A 23,681-nucleotide genomic window follows, 5' to 3' on the forward strand; every position below is an offset into this window, starting at 1 on the left:
ACCGCTTCAGCTACACTCCCCGCCTTACGTTGACGACGCCATTGCATGAATCCTAACTACCTCGACTTCGAGCAACCCATCGCCGATCTGGAAGCAAAGATCCAGGAACTGCGCAAGGCCAGTACCGGGCCTGCGGTCAACGTGGAGACCGAAGTGCGGGCGCTGCGCGACAAGCTGCGCGTGCGCACCGCGCAGATCTTCCGCGATCTGTCGGCCTGGCAGGTCTCGCAGCTGGCGCGTCATCCGCAGCGCCCGTACACGCTGGACTACATCGACACCATCTGCGACGAATTCCAGGAGTTGGCCGGCGACCGCGCCTATGCCGACGACAAGGCCATCGTCGGTGGCCTGGGCCGCATCGACGGGCGCCCGGTGGTGATCATCGGCCACCAGAAGGGCCGCGACACCAAGACCAAGGTGGCGCGCAACTTCGGCATGCCGCGCCCGGAGGGCTACCGCAAGGCCTTGCGCCTGATGAAGCTGGCCGAGCGCTTCCGCCTGCCGCTGCTGACCTTCATCGACACCCCCGGCGCCTACCCTGGCATCGGCGCCGAAGAGCGCGGCCAGAGCGAGGCGATCGCGCGCAACCTGCTGGAAATGGCCGAGCTGAAAATACCGGTGATCTGCACCGTCATCGGCGAAGGCGGCTCCGGCGGCGCGCTGGCCATCGGCGTGGGCGACCGCACCTTGATGCTGGAATACGGCACCTATTCGGTGATTTCGCCGGAAGGCTGCGCCTCGATCCTGTGGAAGGACGCGGCTAAGGCCAAGGACGCCGCCGAACAGCTCGGCCTGACCGCCAAGCGCCTGAAGGGTCTGGGCCTGGTCGACAAGGTGATCCGTGAACCCACCGGCGGTGCGCATCGCAATCCCGAACAGATGGGCAAGCGCCTGAAAGCGGTGCTGCTCAACGAGCTGGACGCGCTGGAAAAGATTCCAGTGGATGCGTTGCTGCAGCAGCGCTACGAGCGCCTGCGCAGCTATGGTGCCTACGAAGGGCATTGATTCGCACGATGGCCGGCCGCGCCCAGTGCGCGGCCATGGAAAGGACGCCACACCCGCATGTCTCCGCTCCTGCTGATCTCGCTGCTGCTGCAAGCCGCCTGCTGCGTCCACGTCGTGCGCAGCGGGCGGCCCCTGTACTGGATCTTCCTGCTGCTGGCGTTTTCGCTGCTGGCGGTGCTGGTCTATGTGTGCGTGGCGGTCATCCCCGATCTGCGCAACGACCCCAATGCACGCCGTCGCCTCAAGCGCGTGCGCAGCACCCTGGATCCGCAACGCGAACAGCGTGATGCCTCGCGCCGGCTGGATGTGGCCGACACTCCGGAAAATCGCCGCCAGCTCGCAGAGACCTTGCTGGCGCGCGGCGATTACGCCCAGGCCGCCGAGCATTACCAGGGCGCGTTGCGCGGCTTGTATCGCGATGATCCGCACCTGATGCTCGGTCTGGCCAAGGCCCAGTTCGGGCTGGGCCAGCCACAGCAGACGCGGCAGACCCTGGATGCCTTGATCGCGGCCAACCCCAGCTTCCGCTCGCATGACGGGCATCTGCTGTATGCACGCGCGGTCGAAGGCAGCGGCGACACCGAGGCTGCGCTGCACGAGTACGAAACGCTGGCCCAAGGCTATCCGGGCGAAGAAGCGCGCGTGCGCTATGCACAACTGCTGCAGCGCATCGCACGCAATGACCAGGCCAGGGCGGTGTACGAACAGGTGCTGCGTCACGCCGCCGCCTCGCCCAAGCATTACCAACGCGAGCAACGCGCCTGGGTCGACCTGGCACGCAAGGGCCTGCGCGAGCTGGACACCAGCGCCTGAGGGCCGCCGACAAGACGCTCGCAGCTGCAGGTCACATGCATTGAATCGCTCGGCAACGAATCGCTCGGCACCTGATCAAGGCCATCAACGTGCAAAGGAAGCCTGAAATCGAGGCAGTTCTGAAAGCCGAGATCGATCATCTGCTGGAGCAATCCACACAGCGGTTTCGCAGCGGCGCCCTGGCGGAATCGCTCGCCCTGGGATTACAGGCGTGGGCGCTGATCCCCGAACCCAAGGCGAACTGGGACTATTACCCGCAAAGCCTGTCTGCAAGTTTCGTCAAGGATTACGCCGACCTGCACGATCAGGAAAACGTGCATCGATGGATCGAGGTGATGGCGCTGATGTACGACGACCCAGACCACACCGATCATCTTGTGCTGATGACCGAAGGCGAGGCGATGCTGCAGCTCGGCGATGAGGCACGTGCCTGCGCTGCCTTCGGCAAAATTCACGCGCTGTACGGCAAAAAGGGATTTGCCGGACACCAGAAACGGTATCTGGAGATGCTGCTCAAGCCACACCCGACCGGCGCATGAATTCATATGCGCCCTAGCGCGGCCTGCCGGATTCATCGACCCTTGCCCCGGTGCGCACATCGCGACGTCACTGGCCGTCCCATCATGAAGCACCGCAGGCATTCGCGGTGGGACACCGGAATGCCCCGCATTTTTAGCAGTGGCAGCTGTGGGCACCTGCGCGCCGAAGCCGTCGGGCGTGCGTAGATGCGGTGCGCAATGCGCTCAGAATGGCTTGGCCAGCACCAGCCAGATCACGCCGACCAGCAGGATCACCGGTGCTTCATTGAACCAGCGCAAGGCCCGCCCGCTGGGCACTGCACGCCCCTGTTCGGCGCCTTTGACCCAGCGGCCGGACACGATGTAGTGGGCCAGAATCAAGGCCACGGCAAACAGCTTGGCGTGCAACCAGCCGCCAGCGACCATCGTCGGGAAATCCGGAATGACCCGGTAGCCCTGCCATAGCACCGCGCCCAGCAGCAGCGCCAGACCGAGCATGCTGTGGCCGAATGTGTAGAGCCGCCGCCCCATCAACACCAGGCGCGCGCGCACCGCGGTGTCGCTGCCGGCTTCGGCGATGTTGACCAGAATGCGCGGCAGGTAGAACACCGCGGCCATCCAGGCGATCACGAACAACAGATGGAAGGTCTTGATCCACAAATACAGGGTCATGCGCTGGCTCCGCTGGCTCGCGTAGGATGGCCCGCATTTTCACCTATCCGCGCGCGCGAAAGCAGCCAAGCCCATGCAGCAGTCCGCCCCCAAACAATACGACGCCCACTATTTCCGCCGCTGGTATCGCGATGCCGGCCTGGCCGATCCCGCGCGCCTGCGACGCAAGGTCGCACTCGCCGTCGCACAGGCCGAGTACTACCTGGAACGACCGATCCGCAGCGTGCTCGACGTCGGCTGCGGCGAGGCCGCGTGGCGCGCGCCGTTGTTGGCGTTGCGGCCGAAGCTGAGCTATCTGGGTTTCGACAGCAGCGCCTATGCGGTGCAGCGTTATGGCCGCAGCCGCCAGATCCACCCCGCCCGCTTCGGCGACTTCGCCTGGTTGCGCCCGTGCGCACCGGTGGACTTGCTGATCTGCTCGGACGTGCTGCATTACGTGCCCACCCGCGAATTCAACCAGGGCCTGCCTGGATTGGCCGAGATGTGCGCAGGCGTGGCGTTTCTGGAAGCCTTCGCCGAAGAAGATGCGTTCGAGGGCGATCACGACGGTTTCCAGGCGCGACCGGCGCGCTGGTATCGCAAGCGCTTCGCCAGCGTGGGCTTCGCTGCGCTGGGGTCGCACTGCTGGCTGTCGCCGCAGCTGGCTGACCAGGCATCGGCGCTGGAGCGCGGCTGAGCGGGATGGTGGCTGCCAGCGAGCAGCGCGTGGGGTATCGCGTCGCCTGGAGCCATCGCTGCGTGGAGGGAGATCGCCCAGCACCTTCTCCCCCGCTCCGCGCCCCTGCCCGCGCTTGTGGCGGGGCGCTCAAAGGTACGCGTCAGGTGGTGCGCAGGGCCTGTCGTCACGCCCCGCAGTCAAGGCGCTTGCCTCCCAGAAATCGCTGCCACAAAGCCGTGACAGCCTCAACCGTCCGCAGCCCCATTAAGGTGCAAATGCGCCAAAACCGGTATGCTGCGCGGCAGCAAAACCGCACGGATGGGTGGAATGCTTTATCAACTGCATGAGCTGACCCGCAATCTGCTAGCCCCCTGGGTGCATCAGGCCCAGGCGAACGCCAAGATGTTTTCCGACCCCGACAGCCTGTGGGCCTCGCTCCCGGGCGCCGAGCGTATGGCCGCCAGCAACGAGCTGTTCCACCGTCTGGGCAAGGAATACGAAAAGCCGGCCTGGGCGCTCGACGATGTCGAGGTCGACGGCCATTCGCTGCCGATCATCGAACGCGAAGTGCTGAGCAAGCCGTTCTGCCGGTTACTGCGCTTCAAGCGTTTCAGCGACCACGTCGAACTGATCGGCAAGATGAAGGAGCAGCCCGCCGTGCTGGTGGTTGCGCCGTTGTCCGGCCACCACGCCACGTTGCTGCGCGACACCGTGCGCACCCTGCTGCGCAACCACAAGGTCTACGTGACCGATTGGGTGGATGCGCGCATGGTGCCGCTGGAGGCCGGCGCGTTCCGGCTCGAGGACTACATCACCTATATCCAGGAGTTCATCCGCCACATCGGCGCCGAGCGCCTGCATGTGGTGAGCGTGTGCCAGCCCACCGTTCCGGTGCTGGCGGCAGTGTCGCTGATGGCCAGCAACGACGAGCCCACCCCGCGCTCGCTGGTGATGATGGGCGGTCCGATCGATGCGCGTCGCAGCCCCACTCAGGTCAACAACCTGGCCACGGAAAACGGCATCGAGTGGTTCCAGAACAACCTGATCCACACGGTGCCGTTCCCGTATCCGGGCCATGGCCGCCAGGTGTATCCGGGCTTCCTGCAGCACGCCGGCTTCCTGTCGATGAACCCCAACCGGCACGTGATGTCGCACTGGGATTTCTACACCGACCTGGTCAAGGGCGACCTGCAGGATGCGCAAGCGCACCGGCAGTTCTACGACGAATACAACGCCGTGCTCGACATGCCGGCCGAGTATTACCTGGACACCATCCGCGTGGTGTTTCAGGAGTTTTTGCTGCCCCAGGGCAAGTGGAAAGTGGACGGCCAACTGGTCAAGCCATCGGCGATCCGCAATACCGCGCTGCTGAGCATCGAAGGCGAACTGGACGACATCGCCGGCCTCGGCCAGACCGAGGCGGTGCACGATCTGTGCACCGGCATCGATGCGGCGCATCGTCGTCACCTGGTCGTGGAAGGCGCCGGTCACTACGGCATTTTCAGCGGCCGCCGCTGGCGCGAGGTGGTGTATCCGCAGGTGCGCGAATTCATCGCGCGCTACGATGCGGATCCGGTCGGTAGCCGCGACCTGGCCACCGTGACCCCGATCCGCAAGCGCGGCAAACGCGCCTGAGGTACCCAAGAAAATCCCCGGCAATGCCGGGGATTTTCATCTTGATCTGCGTGCAACCGCCACAGCGCGTCATGCCAGCGGCAAGCAGCACCATCGACCTGCGCACGCTGACATCTAGGCCAGTCGCATCACGCAGCCGCCTCTCCGCTCCTGACCAGCAGTTGCTTGGCGAACATGCCGTGCAGCTTGCCGAACGCGCGTGCCAGATGCAGCGTAACGAACAACAACAGCACGCCCACCGCGAACAACGGCAGCGTCAGCCAGGCGCTGGTGATGTCCAGGCCATCCCACGTCAGCACGGCGACCTGGTCGAACAACGCCGCGATCGGTGAAGCGGCCAGGCCCAACGACAGCGATAGCAGCGTGCAAAACACGGTGAAATACACAATGCCCAGCGGCAGCATCAGCAGGAAGTACAGCATCGTGCTCCAGGTCCGCGCGTCGGTGAACATCGCGCCGATGCGCTGCAGCCAACCGCCTTGCAGGCCCGGGTGTTGGGGGCGACGCGGCATGCGCACGCCCAGCAACGTCTCGACCACGCGGCCTTCCACCAGCGACAACACCCGCACCGAGCCGAAGAACAACACCAGCAGCGGCACGCCGATGATCAGGATCAGCATCCCCACCGACAGGCTGGCGCCGGTCACGACCCAGGTGAAATAGAACACCCCGGTGAGCAGTGACAGCAGCATGTAGAACAATGCGCCATAGGTGCGCGGGTCGGCAGCCACGCCGAAGAACGTGCCGATCCACGATGCCCGCTGCGGTGGCACCGGGGGGCGCAGTGCGCGTGCCACGGTCACTTCGGTTTCGCGGTAGATCTCTGCCACTTCCTCCGGGGCGCCGTAGCTGCTGGCCACGCCGGCAATGACCTCGGCCTCGCTCTTGCCTTGCTGTTCTGCCAGTTCGGAACGCAGATACTCTTCGGCGTCGTACAGCGCGTCCTGGATCATTGCCGGATCTGCCCCGGACAGCGCCTGGCGCAGCTGCAGCAGATAATCGCCAATGGTGGTCGGCAACGGGTGTGCCTGTGCAATTGTGTTCATGAGTGGGTCCCCTCCAGCACGGAATCAACGGAATCTCGGGTGGCACGCCAGGCGGCGGTCCAGTCGCGCAGGCAGTCACGCCCGCTGTCGGTGATGCGGTAATACCGCCGCGGCGGCCCGGAGGCCGAGGGTTCGACATGGCTGTGCAGCAACCCGGCCCCTTCCAGATTGCGCAGCACCGGGTACAGGGCACTCTGCTTGCCGCTAAGCACGCCCTCCAGACGCTCGAGCCGCTTGGCGATGAGGTAGCCGTACAGCGGTGCATCGGCCTGCGCCAGGACGGCCAGCAAGGCCAACGACACGGTGCCCGCACTCAGTTCCTTCTGAAATTTGCGTAGGTGGATATCCGGCTCGCTCATCGGCCATCTCCGCTAGGTTGAAGGTAATGCTATGTAGAACCTAGCTATAGTGAATGTGCCGGTAGTCACGGGCGGGATTGGGGAGTCGGGATTGGAGATTCGCGAAAGCAAGAACAAAGGCGTGGTCGCCAGCTTGTGTGAGTAATTGTCAGCATCGCAGCGAACTCCACCGCAAAACGCAGCGCCGCCGTTGCGAATCCCCAATACCGAATCCCGACTCCCCGCCCCGCTAGCGCCCGCCTGCGTAAACCCAGTGCGTTCATGAGCTTAGAACCTTTGGGTTACTGCCTTTCTGGCACGGCTTTACTACAGTCGGTGTCCCCCCTGCCGATACCTTTCGCCTAGGGGTTTTCACTTTCGACGGGGAATACGATGCAAATGACACGCTTGGCGCAGCCGGCCATGGCTGATACTTCCTTTGGTGCCACACGGCGCCTGTGCCTTGCGATCGGGTTGGCGCTGCCGGGCCTTGGCCTGGCGCAGGTGCAGCCGGCGCCGACCAATGCCGAGCAGGCGGTCGCCGAGCCGGCCAAAGCGCCGGTCACCGCCGCACCGGCAACCGCCAAGGGCTATCCGCTCGAAGCGCAGGGTTGGGGTGCCAAACAAGGCGGCAACATGTGGCAGGTGCGCTGGGCCGAAGACTGGTCGTATCTGAAGGACCCGTCCAAGCGCAAGAGTCCGTTCGATCCGCTCAAGTACATTCCGCTCAACGACGACGGCGATGTGTACGTGTCGCTCAGCAACGAGTTGCGCGTGCGCAGCAATACCATCACCAATCCGGGCCTGATTCCCGGCAGCCATTCTCAGCAGCAATATCTGCTGCGCGCCTTCTTCGGCGCCGACTTCCATGTAGGCGAGCACTTCCGTCTGTACACGGAATTGGCGCATGGCAGCCTGGACGGGCGCAACGAAGGCACCAAGACCGGCACCCAGGAAAACAACGCGATCCTGCAGCAGGTGTTCTTCGACGTGAAAGGCCGGATCGGCAGCGCCGACACCGGCTTGCGCGTCGGCCGCCAGGTGTTCGTCGATGGCCCGACCACGCTGATGGCGCTGCGCGACAACACCGATATCTTCGTGACCTTCAACGGCGCGCGCGCCTGGGCAATTGGCGACAGGACACGTGTTGACCTGTTCGATTTCAATTTCAACATCGATGGCACCGAAGGCCTCGGCGATGATCGCATCGACCGCTCGCGGCACTTCCGCGGCGTGGTCGGTGGCTACCGCCTGGCGACTGCCAAGCCGATGTACCTGGAGCCGTTCTTCTATCAGTTCCGCAACGACAACCAGGTGTGGGGACGCCAGACCGCGGAAGAAAACCGCAATTACTACGGCCTGCGCCTGTGGGGCAATGTGGGCAAGCTGCGCACCGATTCGTTCGTGACCGTGCAGCGCGGCAGCTTCGGTGGACGCGACCTGCGCGCCTACATGGCCAGTACCTCCAATGCCTGGTCGTTGAGCGAATCGGGCTGGAAGCCGCGCCTGGGCTTCCATAGCGAAATCGCCTCTGGTGGCGGCGGCACCTCCGGCACCGGCACGTTGCGCAACAACAACTTCCTGTACGGCAACACGATCTACTTCAGCTGGGCCACGTTCTTCGGCCCGGTAAACCTGGTCACGGCTGCACCGACGTTGACGTTCTCGCCGACCTCCAAGCTCACCGTGAACCTGGAGTGGGAAACGCTGTGGCGCCAGACCACCAGCGATGCGATCTACAACAACCAGGCACGCGCCTACGCACGCACCCAGAACACCGGCGAGCGCCGCATCGGCACCATGCCGCGCATCAACGCCACCTGGAACATCGACCCGAACTGGTCGGTGACCTTCCGCGCCGAACATCTGATGGCCGGGCCGGCGTTGGAGAAGGCCGGCTACGGCGATTCGACCTTTGTGATGGGCTGGTTGAACTTCCGCTTCTGACCACAGCCGTTGGGTGCGTCATGCATCCCCAATAGGCAGTGGCGTCATCACATGCCGCGTCCCGCAAGGACGCGGCATGTTGTTTTTTACGTGCGGGCATGCCGATGACAACGAACAAGGCAGACACAGACGCGCGCGCTGCATTCAAGGCGTAAGGTCGTCCTGACCTCCGGCCGCTTCAGGCAACCAACGCACCACTGCGCAGATACCAGGCAGGCGTGGCGGATGCTTCGCATCGGCATTGCCACGCACGCTGATACATGCGCGCCTCCATGCGCACCTGGCGACTGCTCGATCCGATTGACTGCTATCCGTCGGAGGTCGCCAGGCAGCCGCTGCGGATGCAAGCATTGCGCATGCAAGCGCAGACCGCCTGCACCAGCGCTGCGACCTGCGCCTGGCGATGCGGAAGGCGTCTTGTTTTAGTGAGCCGCTGAGGCTGCCTGTGTGGCCGCGATCGCACTGCCTGGCAACGGCCAGCGATCATTGCCCGCCACGCCCTCCGGTCGTGCGTACTGCCGAAGCGTCAGGCTCTTGCCGTCGTTTCCGGTGCCTAGCGGGCGCACCTGTCCACGCAACGCAGGCGGTAGCGCGGCGATCTGCTGCGCCAGCGGCGTTGTCGGCGCAGGATGGTCGCGCAACCACTGCAGCGCCGACAGCGCGCGCAATGCAGCGGCGGTGTCCTGCATCTTGTGCTGATAGTTGACGTAGTCCGGATGCGACACGCTTGCCAGCAAACACCCGGTTGCATTGGCGATGCAGGCCACCGATGCGGTCTGGGGCAGCGGGATCAGCGTTTGCGGAACCGGCCGATCCTGCGCCAGCAAGGTCCGCACCGGCGCGCTGCAGGCCCAGGTAAAGGTGGGCGCCAGCAAGGCCTGGGTGCGGTCGTCGTCCAGCAACCGCAACGGGAAGCGGTCTTGCCAGGACGATTGGCTGCCTTGCGTCAACGCATCCTCCTGCAGCATCGCAAATACCATCCGCGATTCACCGTGCAACGCGTGACACAGCGCGATCTCATCCACCGGCAGCGGCGCAAAGGCAGCGGCGCATTGCGCGGGCAGCGGATGCTGCGCCGGCAATTCGGCCAGCATGTCGGCAAACAGGTGCGCATTGCCGCGCAACATCGCCGCGCCGATCATCGTGATCGCCAGATTGTCGCTACTGCGCATCAGGACACGGGCCACCTGCGCATCGGTGCAGACACCGGACAAGGCCTGGGTGGTGCGCCCCTGGACAAAGTCCAAGGCGCTGGCCGTCATCGACAAGGACATGCGCGGCAGTTCGGGCAACGGCGTATCGGCGCGTGGACGGAACGGGCTGCGGTAGTCGGCGTGTTGCGCCAACGCCCGCATCCGCGCCAGCATCGGTGCCTGTGCGGCCAGCGCAGCGGCATAGGCCTGCGGTTGTTCGCGCACGCGCTGCAAGCATCCGCCAGCGCTGGCCATGCATAGCGCAGGCGCGCCGGATGGCCAACCTGGCAAGCGCCGATAGCCTGCAGCGGCGCTTTGGAATGCCGCATGCTCCGGCAACCGATTGAATCGCGCGAGGTCTTGCGCCAGCACTGTCTCGCGCTGCGCCTCGGGAATCGCGTACGACAACGACCACAGCGCCCCGAACATGTTGCTCCCGCGCAACGGTGGAAGCGGCTGGCGCAGCTGCGCCAACGCCTCACGCTGCGATTCGGGAATCGGCCAATGCCTGGAGACCGTATACAGCGACAGCACCGCGGCGATCAGGATGCAGACACCGAGCAAGGCGGCTTTGAGAAATTTGGCGAGCACGTGCGAAAGATCCATCCCTGGGAGCTGCGCATCTTAGTGCCATCTGCGCAGGCCTGCGATGGGCATAGACGCATCGCGTGCCTTGGGGCTACAGGCCATCGGCAACCGTGTGTCTGGCGGCCCGCGCAACGTTGGGCAACGACACCGCGCGCTGGCGATGGGCGGTGGTCTCGGTAAGTGGTTGAAAGAATCCGGGTGCTGGCAGACGTCGCCCCACCCTTCATCCGCACTGCGCGCCATGGTTGCCAACGGCAGGAGGGCTGTACGAGCCGTACGGGTTGCCCGCTGCCGCTGGGCTGCGGGTGCCGCCAGGTCTGTGTCGAGGTGAGTACAGGAATCATGGGATTGCAGCGGATCGCGGCACGCGAAACACTCTTGCCAATCGCGAATGCCTGCTGCCAAACCCCGTCCCCAGCTCCACCGAGCGTGGCCGAATGCCTACACTATGGCGATGTCCGAATCCCCCACTCCCCACGTCCGCCCTTCCCTGCAACGGGTCTTTCTGACCGGGTTGCTCACCTTGCTGCCGGTCTGGTTGACCTGGGTGGTGGTGAAGTTCGTTTTCTCGCTGCTTTCGGGCATCAGCAGCCCGTGGGTGGTGCCGCTGTCCGAACGCATCGCTGCCTCGTTCCCCGATTACCTGGGCTGGTTCAAGGCGCTGTGGGTGCAGAACACCATCGCGTTGATCGCCACGGTGGCAGTCATCCTGTTCGTCGGGATCCTGAGCCGGCGCGTGATCGGCCAGCGCTTGCTGCGCTGGTTCGAGGCCATCATGCGGCGCATTCCGCTGGCCAGCGTGGTCTACGACAGCGCGCGCAAGCTGCTGGACATTTTGCAGACCCAGCCCGGCAGCACCCAGCGCGTGGTGCTGATCGATTTCCCACATCGCGACATGAAATCGGTGGGCCTGGTCACCCGCGTGATCAAGGAACAGGGCACCGGCCGCGAGCTGGCCGCGGTCTACGTGCCCACCACGCCCAACCCCACCTCCGGCTACCTGGAAATCGTGCCGGTGGAACTGCTCACGCCCACCGACTGGAGCGTGGATCAGGCAATGAGCTTCATCATTTCCGGTGGCGCCGTGGCGCCCGAATCGGTTCCCTTCACCCGGACTGCGGATCGCTGACACCATGTCCCATGTGCGCACCCTCGACGATCGTGCGGTCCGCCTGTTCATCGCACTGGCGGCCTTCTTCTGCGTCAACGCGGCGCTGGCCGAGTTCATTGGCGTCAAGATCTTCGCGTTGGAAGACACGCTCGGCATTGCGCCACTGAACTGGAATCTGTTCGGCCAGCGCGGCTCGCTCAGCTTCACCGCCGGCACCTTGCTGTGGCCGATCGTGTTCATCATGACCGACACCATCAACGAGTTCTTCGGCAGCCGCGGGGTGCGTTTCATCTCGTGGGTGGCGGTGGTGCTGATCGGCTATGGCTTCGTGTTCGCCTTCGCGGCCATTGCGCTGGCGCCGGCGGGCTGGTGGGTCACTGCGGCGCAGAGCCAGGGGGTGCCCGATTACCAGGCCGCATTTGCGGCAGTGTTCGGACAAGGGCTGTGGACCATCGGCGGCTCGCTGGTGGCATTCCTGTTCAGCCAGTTGATCGATGTCTCGGTGTTTCACCGCATCCGTCGCGTCACTGGCGAAAAACACGTGTGGCTGCGCGCCACCGGCTCCACTGCGGTCTCGCAGGTGGTGGACAGCTTCGTGGTGATCTATATCGCCTTCGTGCTCGGCCCGCAGCATTGGTCGATCGACCAGTTCCTGGCGGTGAGCACGCTCAACTACATCTACAAGATGGGCTTTGCGGTCTTACTGATCCCGCTGCTGTATCTGGCACGCCGCGGCATCACCGCGTACCTGGGCGCCGAGCGTGCCGAGCAGCTGCGCGAAGAAGCCGCTGCCGACTGAGCCGGGCTGTCTCCCAGCCAGGGTCATCGCAACGCAATGGGTTGCGGCGGCAACGTCTGGTCGCCAGTGGTCCTGATCGCGGCGCTGCGAGCCAGCCCACCGCGGTGTGACTTGGACGCAGCCTTGCCGGCCATGTCGCAGCGCAACACATCACCCCGGGCGCAGCACCGCGCCCATGCGCCGCATGAATTGCCGATAGGCGGTATGCCCCCAATGGGTGGCCGTAACCGTGCGGATCGGGCAAGCTCCCCGCTCGCTTGTTTCCGGAGCCGGTAATGCCCCTCAGCTTTTCCCGCCTGCTGTCCCTGGCCATGGCCGCCCTCGTGAGCCTGTCGCTGGCGGCGCCGGCCGATGCGGCCAAGAAGAAGACCGCCAAGGCACAGACCACGCAAACGCGCGCGAAGGCGAGCAAAGGCAAGAAGACCGCCAAGCCGGCAGCCAAAAGCACCAAGGGCAAGGGCAGCAAGGCCGCCAGGGTCAGGCCCCGCGCGGTGGCCGCGCCGGTGGTGCTGACCAAGGCGCAGCAGCTCAACCTGCTGTACGACCAGTACTGGGACGCCTCGCTCAAGCTCAACCCGCTGCAGGCCACCTTCCAGGGCGAGAGCCGCTACAACGACCAGTTGCCGAACTTCCTGTCGCCGGCATTCCGCCAGCAATCGCACGATTTCACCGTACTGTGGCTGGGCAAGGCCGAGGCGCTGGGGCCCGATGGGCTGAGTGGGCAGGACCTGCTCAGTTACCAGATCTTCGTGCGCGATGCGCGCAGCGCACTGGCCGCCGAGCAGTTTCCCAGCTGGATGCTGCCGATCAACCAGTTCTACAACATCGCCAGCATTGCGGTGGTGCTGGGCTCGGGCACCGGCGCGCAGCCGTTCAAGACGGTCAAGGATTACGACAACTGGTCGCGGCGTGCGCTCGGCATTCCCGACCTGTTCGAGCAGGCCATCGCCAACATGCGTGCCGGCATGCAGGCCGGCGTGGTGCAGCCCAAGGTGCTGATGCAGAAGGTGCTGCCGCAGCTGGACGCGATCATCGCGCGCAATGCCGAAGACAGCCTGTTCTGGGGGCCGGTGCGCAACCTGCCCGCCGACATGCCCGAGGCCGACAAGCAGCGCATCACTGCAGAGTACAAGCGCATGATCGAAGTGCGCATCATGCCGGCCTACCGCGCGTTGCGCGGCTTCATCGCCACCGAATACCTGCCCGCCTGCCGCGATAGCGATGGACTGGCGGCATTGCCCAATGGCGCGGCGTGGTACGCCTATGACGTACGCCAGAGCACCACCACGGATTTGACCCCGGAACAGGTGCATCAGATCGGCCTGGATGAGGTCGCTCGCCTGCAGGGAGAAATCCAGGCAGTGGCCAAACAGGTCAAATTCCGCGGCAACCTGCCCAAGTTCTACAAGTTCATGCAGACCGACCGGCGCTTCGGCTTCCGCAGCGACACCGAGTTGCTGGGCACGTACCGCAGCCTGCAGGGCCGCGTGCAGCTGGCGGTGCCGCGGCTGTTCAACACCCAGGGCATGCCGGCGCTGGAAGTTCGTGCGGTGGAACCGCAGCGTGCGCAATCGGCCGCCAGCGGCTCGTACATGCGCCCAAGCGGCGACGGCAGCACGCCGGGCATCTTCTACGTCAACACCTCGGACCTGCCTTCACGCAAGACCTGGGAGGCCGAGAGCCTGTACCTGCACGAAGCGGTGCCCGGCCACCACTACCAGCTGGGGTTGCAGCAGCAGTTGACCGACCTGCCCAAGTTCCGCCGCCTGGGCGGTGAGACCGCCTACATCGAAGGCTGGGGCCTGTATGCCGAATCGCTTGGCCGCGAGCTAGGGCTGTATGACGACCCCTACAACTACTACGGCTATCTGCAGAACGCCTTGTGGCGCTCGATTCGCCTGGTCACCGACACCGGCCTGCACAGCAAGGGCTGGACGCGTAGCCAGGCCATCGACTACATGGTGGACAACTCCGCCATGAGCCGTGCCGATGCCGAAGCCGAGGTCGACCGCTACATGGCCATCCCCGGCCAGGCGCTGGCCTACAAGGTGGGCGAGATGAAGATTGCGCAATTGCGCGAGCAGGCGCAGCGCGAGCTGGGCCCACGCTTCGATGTCCGCGCCTTCCACACCGAAGTACTCAAGGACGGCTCGGTGCCGCTGGATATCTTGCAGGACAAGATCCAGCGCTGGATCGCCACGCAGAAGGGATAAAGCGTACGGCTACGGTAGTTGGACGCTGCTGACCCGTTACTGCGGGTAGGCCTTCGATGCGCGCGCGTTCGCAGGTCGGGTCAGCCCAGCGCACGCGCCGCCGCCAGCGCGGCGATATCGCGCGGTGCGGTGCGGCAGCAGCCACCGATCAAGCGCGCGCCAGCCGCCAACCAGTGCGCATGCTGGTCGGCCAACGTGAGCGCAGCCCCGTGACCGGCATGCCAGCGCTTGTCGCTGGCGTCGTAGTGCTCGCCCGAGTTCGGGTATACCACCAGCGGTAGCGCAGTCAGCGCCGCAAGGCTGTGCAATGCAGCCCTCGCCTGATCCAGTGCAATGCAGTTGATGCCCACCGCAATCACCTGCGCGCAGGCATCCAGCGCCGGCACCACCTGCGCCAGCGGCGTGCCGTCGCTCAGATGCGCCGCATCGCGCAAGGTGAAGGAAAACCAGGCATGCAGCTGCGGAAATTCGTGTTGCAGTAACTGCCGCAGCGCCACGATTTCGCTGGCCGATGGCAACGTCTCGCAAGCCAGCAGATCCACGCCCGCCTCGGCCAGCGCGGCGATGCGCGGGCGATGGAAATCCATCAACTGCTCGATCGGCAGCACGTAGTCGCCACGATATTCCGAGCCATCGGCCAGATACGCGCCATACGGCCCCACCGAGCCGGCCACCCACAGCGGCGCCGCATACGGGTGCAGGGTCAGATGATCGGCACGCGCCTGCGCCGCCAGCGCCACGCTGCGAGCGATCAACGCCTGCGCTTGCGCAGCATCCAGTCCGCGTGCGGCAAATCCCAGCGGCGTGGCCTGATAACTGGCGGTGATCGCGCATTGCGCACCGGCAGCGAAGTAGTCGCGATGCACCTGATAGATCAGCTCCGGCTGCTCCATCAGCACGCGCGCCGACCACAGCGCATCGTTGAGATCGCAGCCGCGCTGTTCCAGCTCGGTGGCCAGCGCGCCATCCAGCACCACATACCCATCGTGCTGCAAGGCCTGGCTGAAAGGTGCGTTGGCACGCGGCTGGCGTGGAAGAATCGTCATGCGTGCAGTCTCCGGGCCGCAAGCCATTGGGTCAGTGCGTAGGCGCCATAGCACAGCGCGACGAACGGAACACCGCACCACAGCGCAATGCGCTGCTGCGGATCAAATGCCAGGCCGATGCAGGCGAGCAGACACAGCGAAAAGCCCAGAATTGGGGTCCATGGGTACCACGGCGCGCGATACGCCAACGTTTCCAGCGCAGCGCCATCGCGCAGCAGTTGGCGACGGAAACGGTAATGCGCCGCGCAGATGCTCAGCCACACCACCACGACCGCGAATCCCGAGACCGCCGAGATCGCAACGAACACCGTCTCTGGCGCATACACGCCGGTGAGCAGCGCCAGCAAGCCGCCCAGCATGCTCAGCGACACGGCACGCAGTGGAATGCCACGGCCGGTCAAGCGCGCCAGGCCACTCGGCAACGTGCCTTCATTGGCCAACGACCACAGCATGCGCGCGGCTGCATACAGACCGGAATTGGCCGCCGACAGGATCGCAGTGAGGATCACCGCGTTCAAGATGTCGGCTGCATATGGAATGCCCAACAGCTCGAAGGCGCGCACGAACGGGCTGGTTTCCACCGCCGCTTGTTTGGCGGGAAGCAGCGCCGCAAGCACCAGCACCGTGCCGACGAACAGCACCACCAGCCGCACCAGCGTGGTGCGGATTGCCAGCGGAATCGCGCGTGCAGGCTGGGCGGTTTCGCCGGCCGCCACACCAATCAACTCGGTGCCGGAAAATGCGAAATTCACCGCCACCATCGTCATCAAGATCGGCAGCGCGCCATGCGCAAACCAGCCCTCGGCGCGCAGATGGCGCAGCCCCGGTGCGGGCGAACCATCGGCCAACGGCAACAGACCGATCACCGCCGCGCCGCCAAGCACGATGAATACCAGGATGGTGACCACCTTGATCAACGAAAACCAGAACTCGCCTTCGGCAAACCAGCGCGCCGAGACTGTATTCAGGCCGAAGATCAGCGCGCAGAACAGCAGGCACCAGGGCCACGCCGGACTGTGCGGAAACCAGTACTGCATGCAGAACGCTGCGGCAGTCAGGCTCGAGCCCAATGCCACCGTCCAGGTCAACCAGTACAACCACGCCACCACGTAGCCGGTCGCCGGGCCGAGGTAACGCGCGGCATACACGTGAAACGCACCGGTTTGCGGCATCGCCACCGCCAGCTCGCCCAGGCATTGCATCACCAGGTACACCACCAGTGCGCCGATCAGATACGCCAATACCGTGCCAAGCGCGCCGGTGCTGGCAATGATGTACCCGGTGTTGAAAAACAGGCCGGTGCCGATCACGCCGCCCAGCGACAGCATCACCAGATGGCGCACCTGCATGCTGCGCTGGAACTGCGGCGCGGTGGCAGACGACGATTCGGGCATGGGTGCATCTGATCGGGTGGAAGCTTTATGCTGCCACGCGCAGCCAGACGGGCACAGCCGTGCGCGGGCCAGCCGTGGGCGAGGGCCCGCCTCTGACTGGCGGGCGGGCGGTGATGCTGCCGATCGGTTCGTTCGCCGTGCCGGTCAGGGATCGAGCCGGCAATAGGCGCCCGGTGTATAGCCGAAGCTCTCGCTCATCGCTTTGCGGAACTCGGCGAACGTGAAGTCGGTCGCCACCCGCATCAACACGCCGGCATAGGCACCGCCGGTTTTGCCGTTGCTGCCGGTGCCCCACTGCACCTGCCAGGTTGCGTAGGTATTACCGTCGTGGGCCTGCGCGCGCTGCAGGTCCACACGCAGGCCTTTGACCAGTTCCATGCCCGAAATCACGCCTTCGCTGTTGGCGTAGCTGGCGGGGACCTGGATCACGGTACCGTCGTTGACATCGCTGCGGCGGATGCCGAGATGGTTGGCGATCTTCGCCGCCAGGTAGTCGTCGAGCACATGCTTGCGGATCGCGTTGCTGGCACTACTGAAGGTGCCGGTGCCGTTGTTGGTGTAGGTGGTCATGGAGAAAGTCCTCTGGTGTTGGGTGGATGACCGGATGGCCGACGGTGCCGGGCCGGTCAGAGCTGGTGCAGGCGTTCGATGAACCGCGTGCGGTCCTCGGTGCGCTGGTCGGTGGCGATCAGCGGCCTGCCCTGCCAGGTCGCCTTGCCGACGCGGGCGAGGGTTACCTGGGCATCGGTGAGATCGGCGGCCTTAACCTCCACGCTCTCGGTCAACTGCGCATAGCGGATCAGCAACCGATCACGTGCGATGTAGACCACCTGGCTGGACGTCGCCGTGTCCATATTGATCTCGATCTGCTCCACCAGCGCCGGCAACCGGTGCGATGTCAGCAGTTCGAGGCGATTGACGCTGCAGATGCACGACCAGCCGGCAAACATGCCGTCCTCGGTGAGCAGGGGAGCAAATTGCGGCAGCCAGGCCAGCGAAAAGCAGCTATCGACGATCAGCGCCGGCGTGCGGATGCCGATGGTGACCAGATCCTCGATGAAGCTCGTGACCTTTTCGACACCTGTGCAGTCGTTTAACTTGGTCGGTGCTCCTTGGTTGTCGACATCGCCGTGGCCGCCGCCGATCCACAGCGTGTCGTAATGCAACTGCGGCGTGCCCTGCTCGGTGCGCGGCAAGGCCGCGACGATGGCGTCGCGATCGGGCAGCGTGCCGGCCGGGTGCCGGATCACATGCACGCCCTGGGGGATGGATTTGAGATGCTGCGGCTGGAACGCAAGAATGGACATGGGCAGGCTCGGTTGGCATGGAAGGACGATGCCGCGGCGGCGTCATGCAAACGCACACCGGTACGACATCGGTGTCCAGCATCGGCGGCGACGACAGTGCAGCCCATCGGCAAACCCCTGACATCGGCCTGCCACGCGGAGGATGTGGGCGGACAGCGCCGCGCTGCCCTTCCGCATCTGCGGCCAGGAATCGCGCATGCGGCACTGCAGGTCCGTGCAGGGGCCGTTGGCAAATCAGCCGTGCTGTCGTCCTTGATGTGCACGCACGGGCGCCGCGTTACGCGCATTGCATCGCTCCCGCCGGATTTCGATTCGGCCATCCTGCGACCGTGCGCAAACGGGCACAGCCGTGCGCGCGCCGTGAACCAGGGCCTGCGGCTAACGCTCGGGCGATTATGCTGCCGATTGGTTTCTGCTGGTCCTCTGACATGCCGCACCCTTACCTTCGATCTGCGCAAACATCCGTGCACTGCCTGCTTGCCGGGCGCTTGCCCATAAATCCGCCAAGGCCACAGCACGCTGCGTGCGATAGCGGTGCTGCGTCCTGCATCGCGGACGGGCGCCTGCCATCTGCATGCGAGGCGCCGTCGAGCGCGCCGGCACTGCCCGGCCGGTCAACGTCAATGCGCCGGAGCGCGGCATGATGCTCGCCGGCATCCACCATGTGGCGATCATCGCCGGCGACTACGCGCGTTCCAAACGGTTCTATTGCCAGATCCTGGGCCTGCGCGTGCTCGACGAGCATTACCGACAGGCGCGCGATTCGTGGAAGCTGGATCTGGCGCTGCCCGATGGCGGACAGATCGAGTTGTTCTCGTTCCCCGCTGCCCCGGCAAGCCCCAGCCGCCCTGAAGCCCAAGGGCTGCGCCACCTTGCGTTTCGCGTCGCAGATCTGGACAGCGCGGTTGCGCACCTCAATGCATCCGGCGTGGCCACCGAAGACATCCGCATCGACGAATACACCGGCCGCCGCTTTACCTTTTTTGCAGATCCGGACGAGCTGCCGCTGGAGTTGTACGAGGTCGGCTAGCGCGTATGCCTGACGGAACCGCAGTGCAGCGAGGCACGCGTACCCGTTGAGTCATGCGCCGACCTTCGCCTCGCTAAGGTGTCGACCGCGTGACTCAAGCGCAGGGGCGAGTGGCCGTTATCAAGAGGCTGGCGTCATGTCGCCGCGGTGGCGTCGCAGGCATGGATGCGGCACAGACAACGTACGCCATGCCGGACCTGACGCATGTTTCATTTCATCTTGCGCATCGTTGTAGCCGTGGCGATCGTACTTGCCGGCTGCGGTTTTCTTTTCCCCAAGCGCTATGTCGCGCCAAAACCTGGCGAGCCGTTCGCCACCCTGACGCTGGCCAAGCCCGCCAGGCCCAACCCGATACCCATCGAGCCGGTCCAATACTTCGATGTCTTCGACGATGCCAGCTGCGCAAAGGGTGGCCATGGCGGATTTCTGGGCGCACTGACGCCGCCCGTCAACGGCGTGCTCGGGAAGTTGAGCAACAATCAGTCTCGCGAGGCGTATTCGGTTGTCCCCGACAGACAGCTGTTTTTACGTGCACGAATGGTGCAAACGCTCGACTCGCGTCGTCGGAGCCTGACCACAAACAATTGCACCAACCTGGTGACATTCACGCCCGCGCCTGGCGAGCACTATGTCGCTAGCCAGCTCTATGATGATCAACGCTGCCTACTTACCGTCATCGACGAAAAGACCGGCCTTGCCCCGGCAGATTTGGAAGTTGTTCCGATTTCAGGCGAGTGCCATGCCGACTAGACGCATCCTGATCGCGGCACTGGTCGCGCTTCTGGCCGGTTGTGGGATGACGCGCAGCGCGTCGATTTCCTTGTCGACCTTCGATGAGCCACGCGATGGGCCGCGTGCGCGTATCCGCTTGGTCACCGAACGACCCGCACCCGTGCTTTATCCAAACCGCACATGCGTCGGCGGAGCGATCCGTGGCGCCGGAATTGCGCCAAGCTCGCGGCCCGGTCCGTTCGGCACGGGCGCAGGGCAGAAGATAGGGATACCTGCCGTTGCCGTCAGCGGAGGACGCTACGTGACTGAAACGCAGATCAAGGCAGCCGAGCCGATCACCCTGTCGCTGTCGGCAGGTGGCTGCATGGACAACCGCTGCGTAGTGAACGTACCGCTATGTACCGTAAGCCGCAGCTTTGTCCCTGAGACCGGCCAGGATTATGTCGCCACCCTCCTGTTGCAAGGGCAGCAGTGCGAGGTGGAGATGTTCCGCATCGTCACCCAGCAGGGACGAACACGCCTCATGGCCGAGCAGACGGTGGCGGCATCGCGTTGCCCCGTTTCAAACTGAACGCCCTGACTTTCCCGCACCATACCCCACGGTATACATTCGCGATCAGGCCGCCGACGGCGGCCCTAGCAAACCCTGGGAGGGGAACCATGCGCAAGACCTTCAAGACCCTGTTGCTCGCGCTGCCGCTTGCGGCCGCTTCGCTGATGGCCCATGCGGCCGATTCGCCGGTGGGCCGCTGGACGACCATCGACGATGAAACCGGCAAGCCCAAGTCGGTGGTGCAGATCGAGCAGACCGCCAATGGCACGCTGAGCGGCAAGGTGGTCGAGATCCTGCAGTCGTCCAAAGGGCCCAACCCGGTCTGCGACAAGTGCGACGGCGCACTCAAGGGCAAGCCGATCAAGGGCATGACCATCCTGTGGGGCCTCAAGCCCAACGGCACCGCAGTGTGGAGCGGTGGTTCGGTACTCGACCCGGCCAAGGGCAAGACCTACAAGTCCAAGATCACCCTCACCGACGGCGGCAAGAAGCTGCAGATGCGCGGCTACGTCGGCATCGAAGCGCTGGGCCGTACCCAGACGTGGGTGCGTGAGTAATCGGGATTCGAGATTGGTGATTCGGGATTTGCAAGAGCGGGCGTCCTTCGGGGCGCCCTTTTTTGTGCACAGGCGCATTTTGGGGCTTGCCTGCAAGCAGGATCAACGGCTGCCGCTGCTGCAGAGATGGCTAACGCCGCGCGGCTCGACAGGCAGGCGGCTTGATCCTGCTTTGACGAATCCCCAATCCCCAATCCCGGCTCACGACTAATGCGATAATCGCGCGTCCCCCGCATTACGCCCGCCATGACCCGCACCGCACTCGTCACTACTGCCCTGCCCTACGCCAACGGCCCGCTGCATCTTGGCCATCTGGTCGGCTACATCCAGGCCGATATCTGGGTGCGCGCGCGCCGGTTGCGCGGCGACAAGACCTGGTTCGTCTGTGCCGACGACACCCATGGCACGCCGATCATGCTGGCTGCAGAGAAGGCCGGGGTGACCCCGGAAGCCTTCATCGCCAACATCCAGGCCAGCCACGAGCGCGATTTCGCCGCGTTCGGCGTGACCTTCGACCATTACGATTCGACCAATTCGCCGGTCAATCGCGAGCTCACCGAAGCCTTCTACGCCAAGCTGGAGGCCGCCGGCCACATCAGCCGCCGCTCGGTGGCGCAGTTCTACGATACGGCCAAGGGCATGTTCCTGCCGGACCGCTACATCAAGGGCATCTGCCCCAACTGCGGCAGCCCCGACCAGTACGGCGACAACTGCGAAGTGTGCGGCGCCACCTATGCGCCCACCGAGCTGAAGGAACCGAAGTCGGTGATTTCAGGTGCCACCCCGGAACTGCGCGATTCGGAGCATTTCTTCTTCGAAGTGGGCCATTTCGACGGATTCCTGCGTGAGTGGCTGGCTGGCGACGTGGCATTGCCCGGGGTCAAGGCCAAGCTCAAGGAATGGCTGGATGCCGAGGGCGGCCTGCGCGCCTGGGATATTTCGCGCGATGCGCCGTATTTCGGCTTCCAGATTCCCGGCCAGCCTGGCAAGTATTTCTACGTGTGGCTGGATGCGCCGATCGGCTACCTGTGCAGCTTCAAGACGCTGTGCGCGCAGATGGGCGAGGACTTCGCCTCGCATCTGGTGGCCGGCACCCAGACCGAGCTGCATCACTTCATCGGCAAGGACATCGTCAATTTCCACGGCCTGTTCTGGCCGGCGGTGCTGCACGGCACTGGCCACCGCGCGCCGACCCGCCTGCACGTCAATGGCTACCTGACGGTGGACGGCGCCAAGATGTCCAAGTCGCGCGGCACCTTCGTCATGGCGCGGACCTTCCTGGATGTCGGCCTGGAACCGGAAGCGCTGCGTTACTACTTCGCGGCCAAGTCTTCCGGCGGCGTGGACGACCTGGACCTCAACCTGGGCGATTTCATCGCGCGGGTCAATGCGGACCTGGTCGGCAAGTTCGTCAACCTGGCCAGCCGCTGCGCGGGCTTCATCGGCAAGCGCTTCGACGGCAAGCTGGCTGATGCGCTACCCGATGCCGCCCAGTACGACCGCTTCGTCGCCGCGCTGGCGCCGATCCGCGAGGCCTACGAGCGCAACGATGCCGCCAGCGCGATCCGCCAGACCATGGCGCTGGCCGACGAGGCCAACAAGTACATCGACGACACCAAGCCGTGGGTGATCGCCAAGCAGGACGGCGCCGATGCGCAGCTGCAGTCGGTCTGCACGCAGGGCCTGAACCTGTTCCGCATCCTGGTGGCCGCGCTCAAGCCGATCCTGCCGCGCACCTGCGCCGAAGCCGAAGCCTTCCTGTCGGCGCCGATGACCAGTTGGGAAGACGTGGTCCGCCCGCTGACAGCGCACACGATCCAGCCCTACACCGCCCTGTTTACCCGTATCGACCCCAAACTGATTGACGCCATGACCGACGCTTCCAAAGACACGATGGCCGCACCCGCAGCACCGGCAACCACCACCAAGCCCGCACCGAGCAAGGCCGACGCAAAGCCTGCCGCCGTTGCCAATCCCGAATCCCAAACCACCAATCCCGGCTTCATCGGCATGGATGACTTTGCCAAGCTAGACCTGCGCATCGGCAAGGTGCTGGTGTGCGAATTCGTGGAAGGCTCGGACAAGTTGCTGCGTTTCGAACTGGACGCCGGCGAACTGGGCAAGCGGCAGATCTTCTCCGGCATTCGCGCCAGCTACGGCGAGCCGGACGCACTGGTCGGCCGCAGCGTGGTGTTCATTGCCAACCTGGCCCCGCGCAAGATGCGTTTTGGCATCAGCGAAGGCATGATCTTGTCGGCCGGCTTCGACGGCGGCGCGCTGGCGCTGCTGGATGCCGACAGCGGCGCACAGCCGGGCATGCCGGTCAGGTGATGGGATTGGGGAATCGGAAATCGGGAATCGTAAAAGCGGAGTCTACAAGGTCTGCTGATTGCGAGCTTGAGAATCGCCATACCCGACATCCACACACACCGATGTGAGCTTGAGAGGCTGACAAAACGTATTGGAAACACGAACTGATGAGGGATGCGCGAACAGCACGCTCTCAAGCCCCTCTTCTGCAGGAGA

The 23,681-nt window shown here is 64.6% G+C and carries 21 protein-coding genes and 1 pseudogene; 14 read left to right on the forward strand and 8 right to left on the reverse strand.

The window, feature by feature from the left end; genetic code table 11:
* Positions 1-45: 45 nt before the first annotated feature.
* The 3 genes and pseudogenes from LN450_RS19120 to LN450_RS19130 all read left to right on the forward strand — a co-directional run bounded on the left by LN450_RS19120 (position 46) and on the right by LN450_RS19130 (position 2,357).
* Entirely contained in the window at positions 46-1,005 is a 960-nt protein-coding gene (locus tag LN450_RS19120) for an acetyl-CoA carboxylase carboxyltransferase subunit alpha (protein WP_008578271.1), read from the forward strand.
* Between the two features lie 57 nt (positions 1,006-1,062).
* A complete protein-coding gene (locus LN450_RS19125; protein ID WP_011346885.1) occupies positions 1,063-1,818 on the forward strand; it encodes a tetratricopeptide repeat protein in 756 nt (251 codons plus the stop codon).
* Positions 1,819-1,842: 24 nt separating this feature from the next.
* Positions 1,843-2,357: pseudogene (locus LN450_RS19130) on the forward strand (hypothetical protein).
* A gap of 204 nt (positions 2,358-2,561) precedes the next feature.
* Here the strand turns inward: LN450_RS19130 and LN450_RS19135 are convergent.
* A complete protein-coding gene (locus tag LN450_RS19135; protein ID WP_008578268.1) occupies positions 2,562-3,008 on the reverse strand; it encodes a CopD family protein in 447 nt (148 codons plus the stop codon).
* A 73-nt stretch (positions 3,009-3,081) separates the two neighbouring features.
* Between LN450_RS19135 and LN450_RS19140 the strand changes: the two genes are divergently transcribed.
* Both LN450_RS19140 and LN450_RS19145 read left to right on the forward strand, forming a co-directional pair.
* Positions 3,082-3,684: a methyltransferase gene (locus tag LN450_RS19140; protein ID WP_011346883.1), complete on the forward strand. Its 603-nt coding sequence runs from the start codon at positions 3,082-3,084 to the stop codon at positions 3,682-3,684.
* Positions 3,685-3,957: 273 nt separating this feature from the next.
* Positions 3,958-5,301: a polyhydroxyalkanoate depolymerase gene (locus LN450_RS19145; RefSeq protein WP_008578266.1), complete on the forward strand. Its 1,344-nt coding sequence runs from the start codon at positions 3,958-3,960 to the stop codon at positions 5,299-5,301.
* A gap of 128 nt (positions 5,302-5,429) precedes the next feature.
* Here the strand turns inward: LN450_RS19145 and LN450_RS19150 are convergent, their stop codons facing one another.
* The gene (locus LN450_RS19150; RefSeq protein ID WP_011346882.1) at positions 5,430-6,347 is read right to left on the reverse strand and encodes a sensor domain-containing protein; all 918 of its coding nucleotides are present in this window, start codon (positions 6,345-6,347) and stop codon (positions 5,430-5,432) included.
* A complete protein-coding gene (locus tag LN450_RS19155; RefSeq protein WP_008578264.1) occupies positions 6,344-6,706 on the reverse strand; it encodes a PadR family transcriptional regulator in 363 nt (120 codons plus the stop codon). Before LN450_RS19155 ends, LN450_RS19150 begins: the two co-directional genes overlap by 4 nt.
* A 372-nt stretch (positions 6,707-7,078) precedes the next feature.
* On the opposite strand from LN450_RS19155, the gene LN450_RS19160 reads away from it, so the two are divergent.
* Entirely contained in the window at positions 7,079-8,632 is a 1,554-nt protein-coding gene (locus LN450_RS19160) for an alginate export family protein (RefSeq protein ID WP_008578263.1), read from the forward strand.
* Between the two features lie 422 nt (positions 8,633-9,054).
* Here LN450_RS19160 and LN450_RS19165 read toward each other — a convergent pair whose 3' ends face one another.
* Positions 9,055-10,431 carry a hypothetical protein gene (locus LN450_RS19165; protein ID WP_011346881.1) on the reverse strand — a complete coding sequence of 459 codons (1,377 nt, stop codon included), beginning with the start codon at positions 10,429-10,431 and terminating at the stop codon, positions 9,055-9,057.
* 436 nt (positions 10,432-10,867) lie between these two features.
* Here LN450_RS19165 and LN450_RS19170 point away from each other — a divergent pair, with 436 nt between their 5' ends.
* From LN450_RS19170 to LN450_RS19180, 3 genes are all read left to right on the forward strand, one after another.
* Entirely contained in the window at positions 10,868-11,542 is a 675-nt protein-coding gene (locus LN450_RS19170; protein WP_011050890.1) for a DUF502 domain-containing protein, read from the forward strand.
* Between the two features lie 4 nt (positions 11,543-11,546).
* The gene (locus LN450_RS19175) at positions 11,547-12,323 is read left to right on the forward strand and encodes a queuosine precursor transporter (RefSeq protein WP_011346879.1); all 777 of its coding nucleotides are present in this window, start codon (positions 11,547-11,549) and stop codon (positions 12,321-12,323) included.
* A 275-nt stretch (positions 12,324-12,598) separates the two neighbouring features.
* Entirely contained in the window at positions 12,599-14,536 is a 1,938-nt protein-coding gene (locus tag LN450_RS19180) for a DUF885 domain-containing protein (protein ID WP_011346878.1), read from the forward strand.
* A gap of 80 nt (positions 14,537-14,616) precedes the next feature.
* On the opposite strand, the gene mmuM is transcribed toward LN450_RS19180, so the two are convergent.
* The 4 genes from mmuM to LN450_RS19200 form a co-directional block, all read right to left on the reverse strand.
* Entirely contained in the window at positions 14,617-15,582 is a 966-nt protein-coding gene (gene mmuM, locus LN450_RS19185; RefSeq protein WP_011346877.1) for a homocysteine S-methyltransferase, read from the reverse strand.
* Entirely contained in the window at positions 15,579-16,976 is a 1,398-nt protein-coding gene (gene mmuP / locus LN450_RS19190; protein ID WP_011346876.1) for an S-methylmethionine permease, read from the reverse strand. The genes mmuM and mmuP overlap by 4 nt, the downstream gene beginning before the upstream one ends.
* A gap of 144 nt (positions 16,977-17,120) precedes the next feature.
* A complete protein-coding gene (locus tag LN450_RS19195) occupies positions 17,121-17,546 on the reverse strand; it encodes a hypothetical protein (protein ID WP_011346875.1) in 426 nt (141 codons plus the stop codon).
* Between the two features lie 56 nt (positions 17,547-17,602).
* A complete protein-coding gene (locus LN450_RS19200; protein ID WP_011346874.1) occupies positions 17,603-18,283 on the reverse strand; it encodes a hypothetical protein in 681 nt (226 codons plus the stop codon).
* Between the two features lie 640 nt (positions 18,284-18,923).
* Between LN450_RS19200 and gloA2 the strand changes: the two genes are divergently transcribed.
* The 5 genes from gloA2 (at position 18,924) to metG (ending at position 23,486) form a co-directional block, all read left to right on the forward strand.
* Positions 18,924-19,313 (forward strand): SMU1112c/YaeR family gloxylase I-like metalloprotein, encoded by a 390-nt coding sequence (gene gloA2, locus LN450_RS19205; RefSeq protein WP_041855113.1) that lies wholly within the window; start codon positions 18,924-18,926, stop codon positions 19,311-19,313.
* Positions 19,314-19,517: 204 nt separating this feature from the next.
* Positions 19,518-20,063: a hypothetical protein gene (locus LN450_RS19210; protein ID WP_011346872.1), complete on the forward strand. Its 546-nt coding sequence runs from the start codon at positions 19,518-19,520 to the stop codon at positions 20,061-20,063.
* Complete coding sequence (locus tag LN450_RS19215; protein ID WP_011346871.1) at positions 20,053-20,616, forward strand: hypothetical protein; 564 nt, start codon at positions 20,053-20,055, stop codon at positions 20,614-20,616. Before LN450_RS19210 ends, LN450_RS19215 begins: the two co-directional genes overlap by 11 nt.
* Before the next feature lie 89 nt (positions 20,617-20,705).
* On the forward strand, positions 20,706-21,155 hold the full coding sequence (locus LN450_RS19220) for a DUF2147 domain-containing protein (RefSeq protein ID WP_011346870.1): 450 nt from the start codon (positions 20,706-20,708) through the stop codon (positions 21,153-21,155).
* Positions 21,156-21,401: 246 nt separating this feature from the next.
* Complete coding sequence (gene metG, locus LN450_RS19225; protein ID WP_011346869.1) at positions 21,402-23,486, forward strand: methionine--tRNA ligase; 2,085 nt, start codon at positions 21,402-21,404, stop codon at positions 23,484-23,486.
* The last annotated feature ends 195 nt before the right edge of the window (positions 23,487-23,681 follow it).

This window comes from Xanthomonas euvesicatoria pv. euvesicatoria (genome assembly GCF_020880415.1).
GTDB lineage: Bacteria > Pseudomonadota > Gammaproteobacteria > Xanthomonadales > Xanthomonadaceae > Xanthomonas > Xanthomonas euvesicatoria.

Excerpts from the sequence above, each read along its gene's own strand:
- LN450_RS19120 (WP_008578271.1), top strand. The coding sequence starts at position 46 with ATGAATCCTAACTACCTCGACTTCGAGCAACCCATCGCCGATCTGGAA.
- LN450_RS19125 (WP_011346885.1), top strand. The coding sequence starts at position 1,063 with ATGTCTCCGCTCCTGCTGATCTCGCTGCTGCTGCAAGCCGCCTGCTGC.
- LN450_RS19135 (WP_008578268.1), bottom strand. The coding sequence starts at position 3,008 with ATGACCCTGTATTTGTGGATCAAGACCTTCCATCTGTTGTTCGTGATC.
- LN450_RS19140 (WP_011346883.1), top strand. The coding sequence starts at position 3,082 with ATGCAGCAGTCCGCCCCCAAACAATACGACGCCCACTATTTCCGCCGC.
- LN450_RS19145 (WP_008578266.1), top strand. The coding sequence starts at position 3,958 with ATGCTGCGCGGCAGCAAAACCGCACGGATGGGTGGAATGCTTTATCAA.
- LN450_RS19150 (WP_011346882.1), bottom strand. The coding sequence starts at position 6,347 with ATGAACACAATTGCACAGGCACACCCGTTGCCGACCACCATTGGCGAT.
- LN450_RS19155 (WP_008578264.1), bottom strand. The coding sequence starts at position 6,706 with ATGAGCGAGCCGGATATCCACCTACGCAAATTTCAGAAGGAACTGAGT.
- LN450_RS19160 (WP_008578263.1), top strand. The coding sequence starts at position 7,079 with ATGCAAATGACACGCTTGGCGCAGCCGGCCATGGCTGATACTTCCTTT.
- LN450_RS19165 (WP_011346881.1), bottom strand. The coding sequence starts at position 10,431 with ATGGATCTTTCGCACGTGCTCGCCAAATTTCTCAAAGCCGCCTTGCTC.
- LN450_RS19170 (WP_011050890.1), top strand. The coding sequence starts at position 10,868 with ATGTCCGAATCCCCCACTCCCCACGTCCGCCCTTCCCTGCAACGGGTC.
- LN450_RS19175 (WP_011346879.1), top strand. The coding sequence starts at position 11,547 with ATGTCCCATGTGCGCACCCTCGACGATCGTGCGGTCCGCCTGTTCATC.
- LN450_RS19180 (WP_011346878.1), top strand. The coding sequence starts at position 12,599 with ATGCCCCTCAGCTTTTCCCGCCTGCTGTCCCTGGCCATGGCCGCCCTC.
- mmuM (WP_011346877.1), bottom strand. The coding sequence starts at position 15,582 with ATGACGATTCTTCCACGCCAGCCGCGTGCCAACGCACCTTTCAGCCAG.
- mmuP (WP_011346876.1), bottom strand. The coding sequence starts at position 16,976 with ATGCCCGAATCGTCGTCTGCCACCGCGCCGCAGTTCCAGCGCAGCATG.
- LN450_RS19195 (WP_011346875.1), bottom strand. The coding sequence starts at position 17,546 with ATGACCACCTACACCAACAACGGCACCGGCACCTTCAGTAGTGCCAGC.
- LN450_RS19200 (WP_011346874.1), bottom strand. The coding sequence starts at position 18,283 with ATGTCCATTCTTGCGTTCCAGCCGCAGCATCTCAAATCCATCCCCCAG.
- gloA2 (WP_041855113.1), top strand. The coding sequence starts at position 18,924 with ATGATGCTCGCCGGCATCCACCATGTGGCGATCATCGCCGGCGACTAC.
- LN450_RS19210 (WP_011346872.1), top strand. The coding sequence starts at position 19,518 with ATGTTTCATTTCATCTTGCGCATCGTTGTAGCCGTGGCGATCGTACTT.
- LN450_RS19215 (WP_011346871.1), top strand. The coding sequence starts at position 20,053 with ATGCCGACTAGACGCATCCTGATCGCGGCACTGGTCGCGCTTCTGGCC.
- LN450_RS19220 (WP_011346870.1), top strand. The coding sequence starts at position 20,706 with ATGCGCAAGACCTTCAAGACCCTGTTGCTCGCGCTGCCGCTTGCGGCC.
- metG (WP_011346869.1), top strand. The coding sequence starts at position 21,402 with ATGACCCGCACCGCACTCGTCACTACTGCCCTGCCCTACGCCAACGGC.